Raw genomic sequence first — 16,223 nt, 5'->3', positions numbered from 1 at the left:
ACCGCCATGTCGAGGTGCCGGTCGCGACCGGCACCTCGACTCGTCAGGTCCCCTCCGTCGCAGGGCCGCTCGCCGACGCGCGAGCGTGACCAGCAGGTCCTCATGTCCGGCGTCGTCGATCGCCTCGCCGGGCGGTCAGCGCGTGATCTCGAGGACGAGTGCCTCTCCGGGCGCGAGGAGCGGGAGCTGCAGGCCCACATCGGCGATCACCGCGCCGGGGAGCAGCAGGGACCCGTGCTCCAGCCAGTGCGGCGGCGCCGCGTCGAGCCCTCGCGGCACCGGCAGTTCGCGCACGGGCGAGACGCGGTACCGGCTCTCCGGATCGAGGCCCGGTACGCGGAGCGCGGTGGCGAGCGCGCGGTTCCCGGTGGCGTGCCGTGCGACGCGCACGACCGCGTGGCTGCGGTCGTCGTCGACGACGGCGGTCGCGGTCACGCCCGTGTCGCCGGTATCGGGGTGGGTGAGCGTTCCGGTGTGGAGGAGTCCGCGGAGGCGGCGGTAGCAGGCGATGCCGTGGCGCAGCCGGTCGAGTTCGGCCGGGGTGCACGAGGTGATGTCCCATTCGATGCCCGCGGAACCGAAGAGGGCGACGGCGATCCGGAAGTCCAGACTCGACTGCCGGTGGGTGGTGTGGGCGGTCGGCGGGCCGATGTGGGAGCCGATGAGCTCGAGGGGGAGGAGCAGCTCGGTCCAGCGCTGGATGGCGAGGCGTTCGACCGGGTCGTTGGTGTCGGAGGCCCAGACGCGGTCGGTCCGTTCGAGAACGCCGAGGTCGACGCGGGCGCCGCCCGAGGCGCAGGACTCGATCTCCAGGTCCGGGTGCAGCATCCGCAGCCGGTCGATGAGGCGGTACACGGCCTCGGTGTGCCGGTGGACGTTCGCGCGTCCGTCGTGGACGGCTTCGATGAGGTCGCGGTTCTGGTCCCATTTGATGTAGTCGAGCCGGTATTCGCCGACGATCGCGGAGATCGAGGCGAGGAGGTACTCGAACGCCGCCGGCCGGGTGAGGTCGAGGACGTACTGGCCGCGCCACGCCCGCGCCGTCAGGGGCTGGAGGAGCCATTCGGGGTGCTCGCGTGCGAGGTCGGAGTCGGGGTTGACCATCTCGGGTTCGAACCAGAGCCCGAACTGCATGCCCAGGGAGCGGACCCGGTCCGCGATCGGATGCAGCCCTCGGGGCCACACCTGCGCGTCGACGGTCCAGTCGCCGAGGCCGGCGGTGTCGTCGCGGCGGCCGCGGAACCAGCCGTCGTCGAGGACGAACCGTTCGACGCCGATGCCGGCGGCGGTGTCGGCGAGGGTGGTGAGGCGGTCGAGGTCGTGTGCGAAGTAGACGGCTTCCCAGGTGTTCAGCACGACCGGGCGGGGAGTGCGGGGGTGCGAGGGCCGGGCGCGCAGCGAGCGGTGGAAGCGGTCGCCGAGCCCGTCGAGGCCCCGGTCGGTCCAGACGAACACGGCGTCGGGGGTGCGGAAGGACTCGCCGGGGGCGAGGTCGATCTCGCCGGGCCGCAGAAGTGGTCCCGCTCCCAGAACGGTCCGCGCCTCGGGGAGGGCGTCGTGGCGGTAGACGGCGTCGCCGCTCCAGGCGAGGTGGACCGCCCACAGTTCGCCTGCGGCGGTGTCGAAGCCGGCGGTGCCGAGGACGAGGGCGAACGGCGTGTCGTGGCCGGTGCGCCCGCGCCGGGTCTCGCGCGCGTGGCTGCCCTGTGCCAGGGTCCGGCGCTGCGGGGACCGTTCGCGGGTCCAGCGGCCGGTGAAGTCGAGGACCTCCGCGGCGCGGTCGTCCACGGGCAGCACCGCTTCGAGCGCGGCGAGCGACAGCGGCCGGTCTCCGGTGTTCGTGACCTCGTGCGCGATGCGCAGGACCCCGGCGTCGTCGAGGTGGAGTTCGCTGCGGAGGAGGAGACCGGGGGCCTCGGCCCGGACGTGCAGCGTCCCGGCGGCGACGCCGGTCTCCGATCCGGAGCCGACGACGGTCCACTCCGGATATTGGGCCCGGCCCGCGCGGTGCGCGGCGAAGGCGGGGCGTCCCTCCCAGCCGTCATGCTCGCCCGGCACCAGGGTGAGCGGCCACGGCTCGTCGAGCGCGCTGGGCGAGACCGGCCGTGCGCGCGCCAGTCGAAGCTGCTCGAAGTCCCTGTCGGTGAGGTCGCCGAGGTCCCGGCCCCAGTGCAGCACCTCGGGGAGTCCGTGCTCGGGCAGGTGCACGACCACCGATACGCCGCCGGCCGAGAGCACCCGGGTCTGCCCGCCCTCGTCGCGACCGCCGGGGCCGCCCGCGGCGGTTCCGTTCGGCGCGGTGTCGGCGTGCCTGAGGCGCGGGACTTCGGCGACGGCTCGCGGTTCGGTCATGCGGACTCCTCGGTAGACGGGTTCGGGGCCGACCCAGTATCGACAAGCCGCCTGACTTTGTCAAATAAAATCACTAACTCCTGGTCGCGCCCGAGGAAGTCCCGGATGGCGAGCACGGCGCCGGCCCGGGCCCATTCGTCGAACTCGAACGGCTGGACGTCGAGGGCGATCGGCGCCCCGTCGGGGTCGCGGTTCGCCGCGATCGCGGCGTCGAGCTCGCCGCGGGCGAACTCGGTCACGGCGATGCCGTCGCCGGTGACGACGATCTTCTGCGGGTCCACGGTGTTCGCCAGCACCGCCACCAGGACGCCGAGTGCGTGGCCGGCCTCGCGGAACGCCTGCTCCGCGGCGGGGTCGCCGCTGCGCGCGAGCGCGACGACGCTCGCATAGTCCAGGCCCGGAGTGCGCAGCGCGCCGACGATCGCCGCGTTCGAGAGGTATGAGCCGACGCAGCCGCGGTGGCCGCGCGCGCACCGCGGGCCGCCCGGGTCGACCGGCAGGTGCTCGAGGCTGCCGGCCCTGCCGTTGGCGCCGGTCATGACCCTCCCGTCCACGACGATGCCGACCCCGACCCCCGCACCGACGGTGATGAGCACCATCGACTCGTACCCCACGCCGATGCCGAACCAGTGCTCGGCCACCGTCAGGGCGCGGACGTCGTTCTCCGCGGCGGCGGGCACGCCCAACCGCTCGGTCACCAGTTCGGCCAGCGGCACCTCGCGCCAGCCCAGGAACGGCGACTCCCGCACGATCTGGTGCCCGCCCACGGCGATCACGTCGCCCGCCAGCCCGATCCCCGCCGCGGCGATCCCGGGGAACTGCGCCGACAGGCGCTCGTGGACGCCGCCGATCTGCGCGACGACGTCCTCGACCCGCCGCGACGCCAAGGGCTCGTCGTACTCCGCGAGCGCCTGCGCCTTGAGGTCGGTGACGACGGCGAAGAGCCGGTCGCTGGTCAGCTTGACGCCGAGGAACCGCCTGCCCTCCGGCCGGATGTGGAGGACCTCGCTGGGCCGCCCGGTCGGCCCGCGCAGCTCGAGAGCCCCGCTGGCCACCAGGCCCTGCTCGATGAGGGCCCGCATGACCACCGTGAGGCTCGTCCGCGAGATGCCCAGGTCGCGAGCGATCTCCGCCCGCGACTTCGGCCCGTGGATCAGCAGCTCCCGGAGGGCGCTGCGCTCCAGGCCGCTGAGCGGAGCCCGGGGCGGTCGGCCCTCGGCCGGCGGTGGCGACGTCGTCTGCATTGCTACTCCTCGGTTTGCGCTCAAGCAACGGTATCGGGCTGCCCGGTCGCCGATGTCTGCCCTTGTATGTCTGGTTCTGCAGAGTTTCGCACCCGGCCCAGCGCGAATACTTGATACGGATAGTTGACAAAGTCGCCGGCGTCTGCGTACGGTACACCGCACCAGGTCAGGGATGCACATCCCTCGATGCCCAGACCTGTGTCCCTCCCATCCCTTCGCAGTTACGAGGTCAGCGACATGGCTACTCCCTCCGACCGGACGCCTTTCAAGCGCCGCTCACTGTTCAAGGCCGCAGGACTCGGGGCCGCGGGGGCCGCGGGCCTCCCGGTCCTCGCCGCCTGCTCCGACATCGAGTCCAGCGGCGGCAGCACGCAGGCCACGACCGGCTACGACTTCCTCCCGACCCACGAGGAATGGCCGCTCCCGGTCGAGCCCGACCTGGTCGGCGAACCGCCGCACCACCCCTCCGGCTTCACGTCCTACCCCGAGCCGGTCCAGGCCATCACCGACCTGCCCTCGGGCAGCGGCACCTACGAGCTGACCGTGCCGTGCTGGGGCCCCGCCCCCGCCAAGGACGACCCGTACTTCACGGCCGTGTACGAGGCCTGGGGCGGCACGAAGCTCGAACTGCGCCAAGGCGACGGCATGACCTACGGCGACACGGCGGTGCAGTGGGTCAAGGCCGACGAGTACGGCGACGGCATCCAGCTGTTCAACTACATGACCGGCTCCTTCAGCAACTTCCAGGAGACCGTGGTCAACAGCTTCTACGACCTCACGGACATCGTGCAGGGCGACATCTCCGAACGCTGGCCGCTGCTGGCCGCGATCCCGTCGGAGGCGTGGGGCTACGCGGTGTGGCAGAAGGACCCCGACGACCCCGAGACCGCGGGCATCTACGCCATCCCCATGAACTACAACGGCGGCCAGGGCAACGGCATCCTCGCCCGCGTCGACCTCCTCGAGGCCGAAGGCCTCGCGATGCCGACCACGGTCGAGGAGTTCCTCGAGGTCGCCCGCGCCTGGTCCGACGACGCCGCCGGCAGGTGGGCCACCGTCGGCCTCGACTGGTTCATCGGCCAGTGGTTCGGCCTCGGCGGCACCGACGGCTGGAACTGGGACCCCGACCAGAAGAAGATGATCAACAACATCGAGCGTCCCGAGTTCACCGAGCTGATGGAGTTCCGCCGCACCCTGTGGGACGAGAAGCTCATCCACCCCGACGCCCCCACCGGCACCCTGGACGCCGCCGCGATGCAGGAGGCCGGACAGGTCATGTTCACGCAGGACAACCTCGTCCGCTGGAACGACTACAACCTCAAGGTCAAGCGGGGCGAGATCGAGGGCCGGGTCGCCCCGCTCCCGCCGCTGGCCGCGAAGGGCCGCACCCCCACCGTCGCGATGGCCGCCGGCAGCGGCGGCTGGACCTTCCTCAACAAGAACCTCTCCAGGGAGCAGGTCGAGGAGATCCTCGACATCGCGAACTGGTGCGCCTCGCCGTTCGGCACCAAGGAGTACGAGCTCCTCAACTACGGCGTCGAAGGCGAGCACTTCACCATCGGCGCCGACGGCACCCCCGTCTTCACCACGCTCGGCAGCGAAGTCGTCCAGGGCCCGGTGCACTACAAGGCGCTGGCCTGCCAGGTCCAGACGTTCCTCACCGGCGACCCCGACATGGTCGCCGAGCGGTTCGCGTACGACGCCGCGATCCAGGACTACCGCATGGAGAACCCCTTCGAGGGCGTCCGGATCGAACCCCCCGCCGAGGCCAAGGCCGCCGGCTCGACCCTCTGGGACCAGCAGCAGGACATCGCCTACGGGCGCGCCGAACTCTCGTCGATCCCCGACATGGTCGAGACGTACCTGAACAACGGCGGCGAGGCCGCCCGCCAGTACTACACCGACGCGTACAAGGCCCTCCACGGCGAATAGGACGCGCGCTCCGGCCGGGCGGCCCTCCCGAATCGGAGGCCGCCCGACCGTCCACCGGCTCCACCCTGGATCTACGACGACTGGAATCCCAAACGATGGCAACACTCCAGAGCACCGCGCCACCGGACACCGACCGGCCCGCGGACCGCCCCATCGTCAGGCGCAAGCGGACCGTGCTGCAGCGGCTGCGGCACGACTGGCCCCTGCTGCTGCTGGCGCTCCCCGTGGTCGCCCACCTCTCGGTGTTCCACTACTGGCCCACGGCCTGGAACATCATCGCGTTCATGGACTACAGCCCCTACCGGCCGTTCTGGGAGAACCCGTTCGTGGGCTTCGCGTGGTTCGAGCGGCTCTTCGCCGACCCGTACTTCGCTCCGGCGCTGGCGAACACGCTCAAGTTCGCGGCGCTGAACCTGCTGTGCATGTTCCCGCTGTCGGTCGCGCTGGCGCTGGCCATGAACAGCATCATCTCGGTCAAGGTCAGGTCCACGTTCCAGTCCATCGTGTACCTTCCCCACTTCTTCTCGTGGGTCCTCGTCGTCACCGTGTTCGTGCAGGTCCTCGGCGCCGACGGCCTCGTCTCGAACTGGATCATGGCCGGAGGCGGGGAACGGCTCGACTTCACGTCCAACCCCGAGACCTTCACGTTCCTGGTGTGGATGCAGTGGGCCTGGAAGGACGCCGGCTGGGGCATGATCATCTTCCTGGCCGCGCTCTCCTCGATCAACCCCAGCCTCTACGAGGCCGCGGCCTCCGACGGCGCGAACCGGTGGCGCCGGATGTGGCACATCACCCTCCCCGGCATCCGCCCCGTCATCATCCTGCTGCTCATCCTCCAGATCGGCGGCATCCTCTCCGTCGGCTTCGAGCAGTACCAGCTGCAGCGGCAGGCGGTCGGCTTCCAGGCCACGGAAGTGCTCGACACCTACGTGTACTACCAGAGCATCGTCGGCGGCCAGGGCGAGTCCTTCGGCACCGCCGCGGGCCTGTTCAAGGGCGTCATCGGGCTGATCCTCATCCTCGTCGCCAACAAGATCGCGCACCGCCTCGGAGAGCAAGGGATCTACCAGAAGTCATGACCGCCATCGACGTGAAACCCCGCCGCAGGAGCGCACGGCCCGTCTGGGACGAGGAGCCGTCCTTCATCGGCAAGGCCGTCAAGGCCCTGTTCCTGATCTGCTACGGAGCGGCCATCGTGCTGCCGCTCTGGGCCGTGGTCGCCACGAGCGTCGCGAGCGAGGAGGCGCTCAGCCGCGCCGGCGGCAACCTCCTGATCCTGCCCACCGAAGTGAGCTTCCAGGCCTACCAGGAGATCTTCTCCGGCGGCGCGCTCACCGACTCCCTGATCCTGACCACCGTCCTCACCATCGCCGGCACCGCCATCAGCATGGTCCTGACGATCTGCGGCGCCTACGCCCTCTCGCGGACCGGCTCGCTGCTGCACCGCCCGATCCTGTGGTTCATCCTCCTGACGTTCCTGTTCGGACCGGGCATGTTCCCCAGCTTCCTGGTGGTGCAGAAGCTGGGGCTGTTCAACAGCTACTGGGCGCTCATCCTGCCGGGGGCCGTGGGCACCTTCAACATCATCATCCTGCGCGCGTTCTTCATGAACTCGATCCCCGGCGAGCTCCTCGACGCCGCCAAGATGGACGGCGCCGGCGAGTTCCGCACCCTGTTCACGATCGTGCTGCCGATGTCGAAGGCGATCCTCGCCGTCATCGCCCTGTTCTACGCCGTGGGCTACTGGAACATGTACTTCCAGGCGGTGCTGTACACCCCCGGGCTGGAGACCCAGCCCATCCAGGTCGTCCTCCAGCGCATGCTCATGTCCACCCAGGGCCTGCCCGAAGGCGCCCAGGCCGCGGCCCAGTACCGGGACCAGGGCGAGGCCGCGCCGACCGCCGCGCTCAAGATGGCCGTCGTGGTCTGCACGATCATCCCGATCGTGCTCATGTACCCGTTCATTCAGAAGCACTTCACGAAGGCCGTCATCACCGGCGCCGTGAAGGGATGACCCGCGGTCTGTGAGGGTCCGCAAGGGGGAGGGCGTCCGGATCCCGCCGGGCCCGGACGCCCGCAACTCCCGGCCGCTCCCCAAGGCACGCACCGCACCCGAACACTTCCCGCGCCGGCCCGCGTCCGCGTCCCGGCGCTTTCAGCAACCGCTCGCAACCGAAATCAAAGGAGTACTCGATGCGACGACGCACATTCACCGCATCCGTCGGCGCGGCGGCGGCCGCCGCCGCGGTCACCGCCGGCACCCTGCCGGCCTGGGCCCGTGAAGAGGGCGGCCGCGGCGGCGACGCCTACGTCTGGAAGAACGCCGTCATCAACGGCGGCGGCTTCGTCCCGGGAATCGTCTTCAACGAGACCGAGCCGGGCCTGATCTACGCCCGCACCGACATCGGCGGCTGCTACCGCTGGCAGGAGGACACCCGGACCTGGAAGCCGCTCCTCGACTGGGTCGGCCGCGACAAGTGGGGCTGGTCCGGCGTCGTCTCCATGGCCACCGACCCGGTCGAACCGAACCGCGTCTACGCCGCCGTCGGCACCTACACCATCGACTGGGACCCCAACAACGGCGCGGTCCTCTACTCCGACGACCAGGGCGAGACCTGGGGCGCCGCCGAACTGCCGTTCAAGCAGGGCGGCAACATGCCCGGCCGCGGCATGGGCGAACGCCTCGCGGTCAACCCCGCCGACAACAGCGAGCTGTACCTGGGAACGCCGAGCGGGAACGGCCTGTGGCGCTCGAAGGACCACGGGCGCACCTGGGCCGCCGTCGAGAACTTCCCCAACCCCGGGAACTTCGTCGTCGACCCCTCGAACCCGACCCTCTCCGACAACCAGGGCGTCATCTGGATCGACTTCGACCAGATCGGCGGCAAGATCTACGTGGGCGTGGCCGACCCGGCCGACCCGCTGTACGTCTCCGAAGACGGCGGCGCGACCTGGCAGCCCGTCCCCGGCGCGGCCGAGATCCTCGGCTCCGCCGACGGCAACCGCACCTTCCCCACGCAGTCCGCAGTGGACAACACCAACGGCTACCTGTACATGGTGACCAGCCACGACCCCGGACCGTACAACGGCGCCCCCGCCTCGGGCAGCGGCGGGAAGATCGTGCGGCTCGCCACCCAGACCGGCGAATGGACGGACGTCACGCCCGCCTACAACCCGCGCGGCGTGATCCCCGGCTTCGGCGGCATCACCGTCGACCGCCAGAACCCCGGCACGCTGATGGCGGCCACGCGCAACAACTGGTGGCCCGACGAGATCCTCTACCGCTCGACCGACTCCGGCGCCACCTGGTCGCTGAGCTGGGGCTACGCCGAGGGCCAGGACCGGCACGACCGGTTCGCCATGGATGACAGCGGCAGCCCGTGGCTGTCGTGGAACGGCGAGGACCAGGGCCCGGCGTACGCGGTCAAGCACGGCTGGATGATCGACGCGCTCGCCATCGACCCCCACGACTCGGACCGGATCATGTGGGGCACCGGCGCCACCATCTGGGGCACCGACTCGCTGACCCAGTGGGACTCGCAAGGCGAGCTCATCGGCGAGAACGAAGCGGGCGAGCGCGTGCCCCTGCCCGTCGAGCAGTTCGCCGTCGGCGTCCGCGCCGAAGGCGTCGAGGAGTGCGCGGTCCTCGACCTCGCCGCGATCGGCGGCACGCTCGTCTCCGCGGTCGGCGACGTCGGCGGCTTCGTCCACACCGACCTCGACCGGGCCGAACCCATGATCGACACCGACTGGTCCACCGGCACCAGCGTCGACTTCGCCCAGTCGAACCCGGACATCATCGTGGGCACCGGCAACGTCCACGGCAACGAGAAGGGACACGTCGGCGTCTCCACCGACCGCGGCAAGACCTGGCGCAACGCCGCGCGCCTGGAAGGCGTCCCCGGCGACGGCCACGGCGGCACCGTCGCGATCACCGCCGACGGGTCCACGATCCTCTGGTCGCCCAGCGGCACCGAGGTCACCCCGGTGTACAGCACGGACCTCGGCGAGACCTGGAACCCCGTGGAGGGGCTGCCGGCCGGCGCGAAGATCCGGTCCGACCGCGTCAGGGCCTCGGTCCTGTACTCGTTCTCGGGCGGCACGTTCTACCGCAGCACCGACGGCGGCAAGACCTTCACCGACACGGGCGCGACCGGCCTGCCCGCCGCGGCCGTCGAGGACTTCCGGGCCGTCCCCGGCCACAAGAACCACATCTGGCTCGCCGGACGCGGGGACGAGACCGAAGGCATCGGGGGCGGCATGTGGCGCTCCAAGGACGCCGGCACGACCTGGAAGCGCATCGCCGCCTTCGAGACCGCCGAGTCCGTCGGCTTCGGAAAGCCCGCCAAGCGATCCGGATACCCGGCGATCTACACCTCGGCCGAGATCGACGGCAAGGCCGCGATCTACCGCTCGATCGACGGCGGCACCCGCTGGCACCGCATCAACGACGACGACCACCAGTGGGCCTGGTCGGGGTCCGCCATCACCGGCGACCCCCGGATCTACGGCCGCGTCTACCTCACCACCAACGGCCGAGGCATCGTCTACGGCGACATCGCCGCATGATGACCCCGGTCCCCGCACCCTGACGAGCCCCTGGACGCGGGTCCGGCGCATGACGGCGCCGGGCCCGCGTCCGCAAGGAAGGACCATTCCATGTCGGCAGTCCACCGATGGCGCCGCGGTGCGGCGGCGGTCTTCGCGACCGCGCTCGCGCTGGCGTCCGCACTGGCGGTCTTCGCAGCCCCGAAAGCGGCGCACGCCGCGCAGTTCACTCAGATCACCGACTTCGGGGACAACCCCGGCAACCTCGAGATGTACGTGTACGTGCCCGATGATGTCGGACCGAATCCGGCGATCCTCGTCTCCAACCACTGGTGCACCGGCTCCGCGGCCAACCTCTACGACTGGATGCAGTTCGACGAGATGGCCGACCAGTACGGGTACATCGTCGTCTACCCGTCGGTCACTCGCGAGAGCAAGTGCTTCGACGTCGCCTCGCAGGCGTCGCTCACCGGGACCGGCGGCGACTCGGCGAGCATCAAGTCGATGGTGGACTACGCCGTCGACGAACTCGGCGGCGACGCGGACCGGGTCTTCGCCACCGGCATCTCCTCGGGCGCGATGATGACCAACGTCCTGCTCGGGGTCTACCCCGAGGTGTTCAAGGCCGGGTCGGTCTACGCGGGTGTGCCGTTCACGTGCTTCGCGACGACCGACGGTTCGGAGTGGAACAGCACCTGCGCGACCGGGATGATCGACCGCACCCCGCAGGAGTGGGGCGACGCGGTCCGCAGCGCCAACCCCGGTTACGACGGGCCCTGGCCGCGCATGCAGATCTTCCACGGCACCGAGGACCAGGCGCTCTACTACCCGAACTTCGGGGAGCAGATCGACCAGTGGACCGACGTCCACGGCACCGACCAGGTCGCGGAGTTCACCGACCACCCGGAGCCGAACGCGACCCGCACCCGCTACGGCACCATCGGCGGCCAGGCGCTGGTCGAGGCGGTCAGCTTCGCGGGCGTCGACCACGGTGTGCCGCACCGGCTCATGGAGACGCTCCGCTTCCTCGGCCTGACGCCCGCCGAGCCGGTCGTCGGCGAGATCGCGGGCGAGGCGTCGAACCGCTGCGCGCACCTCCCCGGCACGGGGACGGTGAACGGGACGCAGGCGGTGCTGTGGAGGTGCAGCGGCGGCGCCGACCAGACGTTCACACACACCGCGACCGGCGAGCTGCAGGTGAACGGCAAGTGCCTCGAGGCGCAGGCCGCGGGCACGGCCGGCGGCACCAAGGCCGTGATCGGCGACTGCACCGGCGGTGCGCACCAGCTCTGGAACGTCAACGCCGACGGCACGATCACCAACGCCCGCAGCGGCCTCTGCCTGGACGCCTTCGGCGGCGGCACCCGCAACGGCACGCCGCTCATCCTGTGGACCTGCACGGGCGGATCCAACCAGCAATGGGCCCTGCGTTAGCCGCACCCCGCAGTGAGGAGCGCCGAGCCGACGGCTCGGCGCTCCGGACCGCTCTCGAGGGGCTCTGTTCGCGCATGGCGGCCTGGGGCGAATGCCGGTGCGCCGAAGCAGGTATCGGCGCGCTGCGCCCGGGGAACGAACGCCTGGACCCGGCCGTCCCGGCGCGCGATGCAGGGGACGCGTCGGCGATGCTGTGGGCATGGAGTACGTGTCCAGAGTGCCGCGACCGCCGCTGGACGGGCTGATCGACGACCTCTACTACCTGGAGGGGGCGCCGCCGTACGCCCGGCTGACGCTGCCGCCGCCGGCGGCGCTGCTCATCGTCAACCTCGGGGCGCCGTTCCGCATCCGGGCCGGCACCGACGGCGAGCCGGCCGACTACGCCGACGGCTGCGTGGTCACCATGCCCACCCGTGCGTGGGAGTTCGGCTATCCGCCCCGGACCCGGTCGGTCGGCGTGCACTTCAAACCGTGGGGGATGGGACCGTTCCTGTCGATGCCCGCGGCCGAGCTGCGCGACCGGCCGGTGACGATCGAGCAGGTGTGGGGCCGGTCCGCCGTCACCGAGTTGCAGGACCGGTTGGCCGCAGCCGCCGGGCCGCACGAAATGCTCACGCTGCTCGAGGAGGAGCTCGTGCGGCGGCTGCGCGAGACGGCCGGCCTGGGGCTGGTCCGCCATGCGAGCAGCGTCATCGCAGCGGCCGGCGGGGCGGTGTCGATCGGCGACCTGAGCTCGGCGGCCGGCGTCAGCAGCACGCACCTGGCCCAGCGGTTCAAGGAGCACATCGGCGTCACGCCGAAGCGCCTGGCCCGCACCCACCGCTTCGCCGCCGCCGCGTTCGCGATCGACCCCGCCGGACCGGTCGACTGGGGCGAGCTCGCCAGTAGCGCGGGCTACTTCGACCAGGCCCACTTCAACCACGAGTTCCGGGAGTTCACCGGGCTCACGCCGACCCGGTACGTCGAAGTCCGGCGGCGGTTCCTTCGCGAGCACCCCGGCCATGTCCTCGACAGCTGGCCGCTGCCGGCCGATTGATTTCTTACAAGACCGACCACTCAGGACGCGCTAGTTTGAGGGGCAACCGAGAGCAGAGGAGCGCCCCGTGGGCAAGGTGGTCATGTACGGCACGGTGTCGGTGGACGGCTTCATCGCGGACGACCGCGACCAGCCCGGACCGCTGTTCGAATGGTTGGTCAACGGCGACGTCCCGCTGGACGAGAGCGGCGAAGTGAAGGTGTCCCAGACGTCCTACGACTACACCCGTCCGTACTGGGACCAGATCGGGACCACGATCGCCGGCCGCCGCGTCTTCGACCTCACGGACGGCTGGGACGGGAAGCCCCCGGGCGGGATCGACCATGTTGTCGTCGTGACGCACCGCCCGAAGCCCGAGGGCTGGGACCCCGAGGCGCCGTTCCACTTCGTCGACGGTGTCGAGGCGGCCGTGGCCAAGGCGCAGGAGCTCGCAGGGGACCGCCTGGTCGAGGTCGCCGCCGGCGACGTCGGCGGCCAGGCGCTCGCCGCCGGCCTGGTCGACGAGGTGCGCATGGACGTCGCACCCGTCGTGTTCGGGTCCGGCAAGCGCTACTTCGGGTCCGTCGACGCGCAGCACCTGCTGGAGGATCCCGACGTGGTGCTGCAAGGCGACCGGGTCCTTCACCTGCGCTACCGGGTGCGCCGCTGACCTCCGCGGGCGGCACGCGACGACGCGCATCGCGTCCCTCGCCGGGCCGGGAGTCCGACCGGCACTCCTTTGCCGACGTGCTCGCCGCTCGTCGATCGGGGCCGGCGCTCGCGTGCGCCGGCCCCGATCGACTCGGGCTCTCCCGCGGGGGAGTGCTATCCGATCGCGGGGTAGGCCGAGACGCCGCCTCCGCCCCACTCGCCGGCCACGGTGTCGGCGATCGCGGTGTACTCGTTGACGACGTATGGAGCAACACCCGGGGCGGTGCCGGTGTCGGCACCGGTGCGGGCGTCGAGGGTGGCCGGACCGCTGCTCCCGACGCCGTAGACGACGCCGTGCCACACGGCCGTGACGTTGACGCCGGGCGCGGTCGCGGTAGTCTCCCAGAGCCATTCGCCGGTCTCGGCGTCCATCGCGGCCACCCAGTTGTCCGGAGAGCGGTAGAAGCACACGACGGTCTCCATTCCGTCGAACCTGCATTCGTGCCCGCTCAAGTCCCGCTCGTCCTGGCGGACGACCTCGCCGGTGGCGGTGTCGAAGAGCATGTCGTAGGGCTGCTGGCCGTCGGTGAGGGTGTAGTTCGATCCGAGGACGACGAAGAAGTTCGGGCCGGCGGCCGCGATGGTGTACGTGCCGCCGAGGCCGTCGAGGCCGAGGTCCTTGCCCTGCCACTTCGGCGTGCCGTCGGCGATGAGGAGCGCGTCCCTCCCGTAGCCGCCGGTGTCCGTCGACCCGATCACGACATCACCGGAGACGGCATCGGGCGCCATCGGGCTCTCCCATGCCAGGGCCTGCGCGGCCAGGTCGACGGCGACGGTGTACTGGTCCCCGACTCCGATCACGACGACGCCGCCGGACTCGCCGAGGGCCTCGGCGTGCGCGTAGCCGTTGAAGGTGAGCTGGGGCAGATCGACCGGGACGTCGAACGCGACCTCCCCGGTGACCGCGTCCACCGCGACGACGTCGAGGTCGTAGTCTCCGTCATCGCCGCTGACGATGAACGGTGCGACGACCAGGCTCGTGCCGCCTGAGTCGACGGCGAGCGGGGCCTCGTACGGGTTCTCTCCCACCAGGCCGGTCGCCACCATCGGGGCCATTGGGGTCCCGGTCGGCGGCACGACGTCGGGGAGCGCCTCCCCGGTGGCGGTGTCGACGACCTGGAGCCGCTCCGCGGAGGCGATGAACGCCTTGGTGCCGACGAGCGCGACCGGGAGCTCTTGGACGTTGACGCCCGTGGTGTTCATCTTGGAGAGCACGGCCTCCTCCGGAAGCGCCACGCCCGCTGCGGCGTCGAACTGCTTCGGAGGGTCGAACGCCTGGGCCTGCGCCGGCTCTTCGGCGGCTTCGGCAGTGGTGGCATCGCCTCCGGATTCGTCGATGGTCCCGGGGTCGTCGCTGCATGCGCTCAGGAGCATTCCCGAGGCGGCGAGGCAGCACAGGGCCGCTCTGATTCTCGCTGCTCTGATTCTCATGGTGCGGTGATCTGCTCTCTTGTCGGGCAAAGGACGGAGAAACGCGCTCAGTGTAGGGATCAGCCGCCACCACCTCGGTCACAGTGGGGGTCGGTCCGTACGGAGCCCCGGGGCTTTGGGCGTACCGCGGCGGACCCACCAGAGCCTTCGCAATCTTCTCCTGTCGGTGGCCGTGCCGGATGGCGGCCGACGAATCGAGCCTGTCTGCTGCGTTTGCGTCGGACCGGCCGAATGCCGACTCCACGGACGGGGCCCGGCAGGACCTCCCGGGATCATTGACGCAACCGATAGGTTGCGTTACTATGGCAACCAGTAGGTTGCGATTCACAGGAGGCAGGACATGGGATTTCCGGACCGTATCGAGCGCACTGTGGAGCTCGCTCATTCACCGGAGAAGGTGTGGGCCGCGCTGACCACCGCCGAGGGCCTGAGCGGCTGGTTCGGTACCGAAGCCCGGATCGATCTGCGTCCGGGCGGGCCGGGGTGGATGCGGTGGCCCGGGGGCGAGACCGCCGAACTGCGGGTCGAGCGCGTAGAGGAGGGCAAGGTCTTCGGATTCACCTGGCCCATCACCGGGCTGCCCGAGGACGACCCGAGGCGCACCTATGTCGAGTTCGCACTCGAACCGGTGGGCGCGGGCACGCTGCTGCGCGTGGTCGAGACCGGATTCGCGCAGCTCCCCGAGAACCTCCACCGCGAGGCGTTCGAAGGCAATGTCGAAGGCTGGTCGAGCGAACTCGACGAGCTCGTCGGATACCTCGATGCCTCCTGACACGGAGTCGATCGCCGAACAGGTCTTCGTCGCGCTCGCCGACCCGACGCGGCGCGCCGTGCTGACCGAGCTGACGTCCGGGGGCCCCGCCACCGTCACCGAACTCGCCGAGCGGCTGCCGATCACAAGACAGGCGGTCGCCAAGCACCTGACCCTCCTCGCCGAGGCGGGTCTGGTGGCACCGGAACCGAGAGAAGGCCGGCGCGTGCGGTACCGGCTGCGCTCCGCACCGATACAAGTGGCGCAGCAGTTCCTCGCCGCGATGGCACGGGACTGGGACACGCGCCTGCAGACCTTGCAGGACCACCTCGAGAGAACATCGGAGGACCGATCATGAACCCGCGGTTCCGCGGCGGTCAGAACATCGCCATGAAGCTCCCCAAAGCGCAGTTCGAGCAGACCGTCGCCTTCTACCGGGACGTCCTGGGCATGGACGTCGTCGACGAGAGCGGAGCCGACATCGCGGCCGGCGTCCAGCAGTCCGCCTCCGTGCGGTTCGGACCGGTGACGCTCTGGCTCGACCGAGTCGACAACTACACGAGCGCCGAGCTCTGGCTGGAACTGTTCACCGACGACGTAGAACAGGCCACCGACCACCTGGCCGGGCACGGCGTGTTCCCCCGAGACGAGCTCGAGCCCCTGCCGCCCGGCATGGCGGGCCACTGGATCACGAACCCGGTAGGAGTCCCGCACCTCGTCCGACGCGCCGATTGAGGAGCACCGCGAACAAGGCCCCGGCGATGCCTCGCCTGCGCGCGGCGATCGGCGCCCGGTCGACCGGGAC

The 16,223-nt window shown here is 70.6% G+C and carries 13 protein-coding genes; 10 read left to right on the top strand and 3 right to left on the bottom strand.

Annotated features, from left to right (window positions below; all coding sequences use genetic code 11):
- Positions 1-135 precede the first annotated feature (135 nt).
- Together GFD30_RS01215 and GFD30_RS01210 are read right to left on the bottom strand one after the other, a co-directional pair.
- On the bottom strand, positions 136-2,352 hold the full coding sequence (locus GFD30_RS01215) for an alpha-galactosidase (protein WP_153023383.1): 2,217 nt from the start codon (positions 2,350-2,352) through the stop codon (positions 136-138).
- Complete coding sequence (locus tag GFD30_RS01210) at positions 2,349-3,596, bottom strand: ROK family transcriptional regulator (RefSeq protein ID WP_153023382.1); 1,248 nt, start codon at positions 3,594-3,596, stop codon at positions 2,349-2,351. Before GFD30_RS01210 ends, GFD30_RS01215 begins: the two co-directional genes overlap by 4 nt.
- 237 nt (positions 3,597-3,833) lie before the next feature.
- Between GFD30_RS01210 and GFD30_RS01205 the strand changes: the two genes are divergently transcribed.
- The 7 genes from GFD30_RS01205 to GFD30_RS01175 all read left to right on the top strand — a co-directional run bounded on the left by GFD30_RS01205 (position 3,834) and on the right by GFD30_RS01175 (position 13,195).
- The gene (locus GFD30_RS01205; RefSeq protein ID WP_194201807.1) at positions 3,834-5,528 is read left to right on the top strand and encodes a type 2 periplasmic-binding domain-containing protein; all 1,695 of its coding nucleotides are present in this window, start codon (positions 3,834-3,836) and stop codon (positions 5,526-5,528) included.
- Between the two features lie 95 nt (positions 5,529-5,623).
- On the top strand, positions 5,624-6,607 hold the full coding sequence (locus GFD30_RS01200) for an ABC transporter permease (protein ID WP_153023380.1): 984 nt from the start codon (positions 5,624-5,626) through the stop codon (positions 6,605-6,607).
- Positions 6,604-7,542 carry a carbohydrate ABC transporter permease gene (locus GFD30_RS01195; protein WP_153023379.1) on the top strand — a complete coding sequence of 313 codons (939 nt, stop codon included), beginning with the start codon at positions 6,604-6,606 and terminating at the stop codon, positions 7,540-7,542. Before GFD30_RS01200 ends, GFD30_RS01195 begins: the two co-directional genes overlap by 4 nt.
- A gap of 179 nt (positions 7,543-7,721) precedes the next feature.
- Positions 7,722-10,097 (top strand): sialidase family protein, encoded by a 2,376-nt coding sequence (locus tag GFD30_RS01190; protein WP_153023378.1) that lies wholly within the window; start codon positions 7,722-7,724, stop codon positions 10,095-10,097.
- 90 nt (positions 10,098-10,187) lie between these two features.
- Positions 10,188-11,510: an extracellular catalytic domain type 1 short-chain-length polyhydroxyalkanoate depolymerase gene (locus GFD30_RS01185; RefSeq protein WP_153023377.1), complete on the top strand. Its 1,323-nt coding sequence runs from the start codon at positions 10,188-10,190 to the stop codon at positions 11,508-11,510.
- Between the two features lie 199 nt (positions 11,511-11,709).
- On the top strand, positions 11,710-12,546 hold the full coding sequence (locus GFD30_RS01180) for a helix-turn-helix domain-containing protein (protein WP_153023376.1): 837 nt from the start codon (positions 11,710-11,712) through the stop codon (positions 12,544-12,546).
- 67 nt (positions 12,547-12,613) lie between these two features.
- Positions 12,614-13,195, top strand: a complete 582-nt coding sequence (locus GFD30_RS01175; protein ID WP_322632810.1) for a dihydrofolate reductase family protein — start codon at positions 12,614-12,616, stop codon at positions 13,193-13,195.
- Between the two features lie 155 nt (positions 13,196-13,350).
- Here the strand turns inward: GFD30_RS01175 and GFD30_RS01170 are convergent, their stop codons facing one another.
- The gene (locus GFD30_RS01170) at positions 13,351-14,667 is read right to left on the bottom strand and encodes a PQQ-binding-like beta-propeller repeat protein (RefSeq protein ID WP_153023375.1); all 1,317 of its coding nucleotides are present in this window, start codon (positions 14,665-14,667) and stop codon (positions 13,351-13,353) included.
- A 340-nt stretch (positions 14,668-15,007) separates the two neighbouring features.
- On the opposite strand from GFD30_RS01170, the gene GFD30_RS01165 reads away from it, so the two are divergent.
- From GFD30_RS01165 to GFD30_RS01155, 3 genes are read left to right on the top strand one after another with little or no spacing between them, the layout of a single operon-like run.
- Positions 15,008-15,439 carry an SRPBCC domain-containing protein gene (locus GFD30_RS01165; protein ID WP_153023374.1) on the top strand — a complete coding sequence of 144 codons (432 nt, stop codon included), beginning with the start codon at positions 15,008-15,010 and terminating at the stop codon, positions 15,437-15,439.
- On the top strand, positions 15,429-15,776 hold the full coding sequence (locus GFD30_RS01160) for an ArsR/SmtB family transcription factor (protein WP_153023373.1): 348 nt from the start codon (positions 15,429-15,431) through the stop codon (positions 15,774-15,776). Before GFD30_RS01165 ends, GFD30_RS01160 begins: the two co-directional genes overlap by 11 nt.
- Positions 15,773-16,153, top strand: coding sequence for a VOC family protein (locus GFD30_RS01155; RefSeq protein ID WP_153023372.1), 381 nt, complete (start codon positions 15,773-15,775; stop codon positions 16,151-16,153). The genes GFD30_RS01160 and GFD30_RS01155 overlap by 4 nt, the downstream gene beginning before the upstream one ends.
- Positions 16,154-16,223: the final 70 nt, after the last annotated feature.

The organism is Glycomyces albidus, from assembly GCF_009451885.1.
Classification (GTDB): Bacteria; Actinomycetota; Actinomycetes; order Mycobacteriales; family Micromonosporaceae; genus Glycomyces; species Glycomyces albidus.
Note: the sequence above shows the minus strand (reverse complement) of the source record. Positions and strands in the feature narration are given on the sequence as shown.

Excerpts from the sequence above, each read along its gene's own strand:
- GFD30_RS01190 (WP_153023378.1), top strand. The coding sequence starts at position 7,722 with ATGCGACGACGCACATTCACCGCATCCGTCGGCGCGGCGGCGGCCGCC.
- GFD30_RS01205 (WP_194201807.1), top strand. The coding sequence starts at position 3,834 with ATGGCTACTCCCTCCGACCGGACGCCTTTCAAGCGCCGCTCACTGTTC.
- GFD30_RS01185 (WP_153023377.1), top strand. The coding sequence starts at position 10,188 with ATGTCGGCAGTCCACCGATGGCGCCGCGGTGCGGCGGCGGTCTTCGCG.
- GFD30_RS01165 (WP_153023374.1), top strand. The coding sequence starts at position 15,008 with ATGGGATTTCCGGACCGTATCGAGCGCACTGTGGAGCTCGCTCATTCA.
- GFD30_RS01195 (WP_153023379.1), top strand. The coding sequence starts at position 6,604 with ATGACCGCCATCGACGTGAAACCCCGCCGCAGGAGCGCACGGCCCGTC.
- GFD30_RS01155 (WP_153023372.1), top strand. The coding sequence starts at position 15,773 with ATGAACCCGCGGTTCCGCGGCGGTCAGAACATCGCCATGAAGCTCCCC.
- GFD30_RS01160 (WP_153023373.1), top strand. The coding sequence starts at position 15,429 with ATGCCTCCTGACACGGAGTCGATCGCCGAACAGGTCTTCGTCGCGCTC.
- GFD30_RS01170 (WP_153023375.1), bottom strand. The coding sequence starts at position 14,667 with ATGAGAATCAGAGCAGCGAGAATCAGAGCGGCCCTGTGCTGCCTCGCC.
- GFD30_RS01180 (WP_153023376.1), top strand. The coding sequence starts at position 11,710 with ATGGAGTACGTGTCCAGAGTGCCGCGACCGCCGCTGGACGGGCTGATC.
- GFD30_RS01200 (WP_153023380.1), top strand. The coding sequence starts at position 5,624 with ATGGCAACACTCCAGAGCACCGCGCCACCGGACACCGACCGGCCCGCG.
- GFD30_RS01210 (WP_153023382.1), bottom strand. The coding sequence starts at position 3,596 with ATGCAGACGACGTCGCCACCGCCGGCCGAGGGCCGACCGCCCCGGGCT.
- GFD30_RS01215 (WP_153023383.1), bottom strand. The coding sequence starts at position 2,352 with ATGACCGAACCGCGAGCCGTCGCCGAAGTCCCGCGCCTCAGGCACGCC.